This is a genomic window from Mycobacterium sp. E735, from assembly GCF_001666955.1.
Taxonomy (GTDB): Bacteria; Actinomycetota; Actinomycetes; order Mycobacteriales; family Mycobacteriaceae; genus Mycobacterium.
Genome location: NZ_LZIX01000160.1, coordinates 1 through 2,207 on the forward strand (window position 1 = coordinate 1; position 2,207 = coordinate 2,207).

Annotated in this window: 3 protein-coding genes; 2 read left to right on the top strand and 1 reads right to left on the bottom strand. The window is 67.8% G+C overall.

The features are described from left to right. A partial coding sequence (ilvC, locus tag A5704_RS12605) for a ketol-acid reductoisomerase (RefSeq protein ID WP_067889261.1) occupies positions 1-736 on the top strand: 736 nt, incomplete at its 5' end. A gap of 174 nt (positions 737-910) precedes the next feature. On the opposite strand, the gene wrbA is transcribed toward ilvC, so the two are convergent. Continuing rightward, a complete protein-coding gene (wrbA, locus tag A5704_RS12610; protein ID WP_067889264.1) occupies positions 911-1,510 on the bottom strand; it encodes an NAD(P)H:quinone oxidoreductase in 600 nt (199 codons plus the stop codon). A gap of 107 nt (positions 1,511-1,617) precedes the next feature. On the opposite strand from wrbA, the gene A5704_RS12615 reads away from it, so the two are divergent. Beyond that, positions 1,618-2,207 (top strand): NAD(P)-dependent oxidoreductase (locus tag A5704_RS12615; RefSeq protein WP_304442284.1); only part of this gene is annotated, 590 nt, incomplete at its 3' end.

Consider the following 2,207-nt stretch of genomic DNA (forward strand, 5'->3'; position numbering starts at 1 on the left):
CGACATCGAGCCCAACCTCAAGCCCGGTGACGCGCTGTTCTTCGGGCACGGTCTCAACATTCACTTCGGTCTGATCAAGCCGCCCGCCGATGTGACCATCGCGATGGTGGCCCCGAAGGGTCCCGGCCACCTGGTGCGCCGCCAGTTCGTCGACGGCAAGGGCGTGCCCTGCCTGATCGCGGTCGACCAGGACCCGAACGGCAACGGCGAGGCGCTGGCGCTGTCCTACGCCAAGGCCATCGGCGGCACCCGGGCCGGCGTCATCAAGACCACGTTCAAGGACGAGACCGAGACCGACCTGTTCGGCGAGCAGGCCGTGTTGTGCGGCGGCACAGAGGAATTGGTGAAGACCGGTTTCGACGTCATGGTTGAGGCGGGCTACCCGCCGGAGATGGCCTACTTCGAGGTGCTGCACGAGCTCAAGCTGATCGTCGACCTGATGTATGAGGGCGGCATCGCCCGGATGAACTACTCGGTGTCCGACACCGCGGAGTTCGGCGGGTATCTGTCGGGTCCGCGGGTCATCGACGCCGGCACCAAAGAGCGGATGCGTGAGATCCTGCGCGACATCCAGGACGGCACCTTCACCAAGAAGCTGGTGGCCAACGTCGAGGGCGGCAACAAGCAACTCGAGCAGCTGCGCAAGGAGAACGCCGAGCACCCGATCGAGGTGACCGGCAAGAAGCTGCGCGACCTGATGAGCTGGGTCGACCGGCCGATCACCGAGACGGCGTAACCGGCGGGCCGCGCTGCCGGCTGCCGGCGGCTTGCCGCTGCCGGCGGCCCTGCCGCGGCCGCGAGACATAAACCACGGCGACCGTTTACGGCGTCCTCTCTCCGCCGAGCGTGAAGCTGTTGCGAATTTCTTGGCTTATTCTCGCGACAGTTTCACGCTCGGCGCGGGCGCCGCTCAAGAACCCAGCCGGCCGGCGGTTTCGACCACGCGGCGGGCCAGGTGGTCCAGGGCGTTCCCGGTGGCCTCGTCGAACTCGTGAATGTTGTCGTGGGTGGAGACCAGGCTCACCCCGTACGGGTTGCCGTCGACGAACTTGACCGGGTCGGTGTAACCGGGCGGCACAATGATGCCGCCGAAATGCATCAGGGTGATGTATAGCGACAGCAGGGTGGTTTCCTGACCGCCGTGCAGCGTGTTGGACGACGTGAATCCCGCGTACACCTTGTCCGCGAGCTTGCCCTCGGCCCACAGCCCGCCGAGCGAGTCCAGGAAGTTGCGCAATTGCGCAGCGGGAGAGCCGAAGCGGGTCGGCGAACCGAAGATCACCGCGTCGGCCCAGACGATGTCCTCACCGGATGCCGCCGGAAGGTCCTTGGTTGCTTCGTAATTCGCGGTCCAGGCCGGGTTCTGCGCGAACGATTCCGGGTCGCGGGTCTCGGCGACGTGCCTCAGCCGGACTTCGGCGCCGGCGGACTCGGCCGCGGCGGCCACGCGTTGCGCCATCGCGGTGTTATGCCCGGTGGCCGAATAGTAGATGATCGCGAGTTTGGTCATCAGCGCATCGTAGGACCTCGCCGGCCCGCGCCCAACGGCCGTCGGTGCAGGTTACGGCAGTGGTGAGCCCGTCGAGGCCCGTCAAACGCAGCCGTTAGGCTGGCCGGGTGAATCTGCCTGTTGTATTGATCGCCGACAAACTCGCCCAATCGACTGTCGCCGCCCTGGGAGACCAGGTCGAGGTGCGCTGGGTAGACGGGCCGGACCGGGAGAAGCTGCTGGCCGCGGTGCCGGAGGCCGACGCGCTGCTGGTGCGCTCGGCCACCACGGTGGACGCCGAGGTGCTGGCGGCGGCCCCCAAGCTGAAGATCGTCGCCCGCGCCGGGGTCGGGCTGGACAACGTCGACGTGGACGCTGCGACCGAGCGCGGCGTGCTGGTGGTCAACGCGCCCACCTCGAACATCCACAGTGCTGCCGAGCACGCCCTGGCGCTGCTCTTGGCCGCCGCCCGGCAGATCCCGGCCGCCGACGCCTCGCTGCGCGAGCACACCTGGAAGCGGTCTTCGTTCAACGGCACCGAAATCTTCGGCAAGACGGTCGGCGTGGTGGGGCTAGGCCGGATCGGGCAGTTGGTCGCCCAGCGGTTGACGGCCTTCGGCACCCACCTCGTCGCCTACGACCCCTACGTCTCGCCGGCGCGGGCTGCGCAGCTGGGCATCGAACTGCTGCCCCTCGACGACCTGCTGGGCCGCGCAGA

Excerpts from the sequence above, each read along its gene's own strand:
- wrbA (WP_067889264.1), bottom strand. The coding sequence starts at position 1,510 with ATGACCAAACTCGCGATCATCTACTATTCGGCCACCGGGCATAACACC.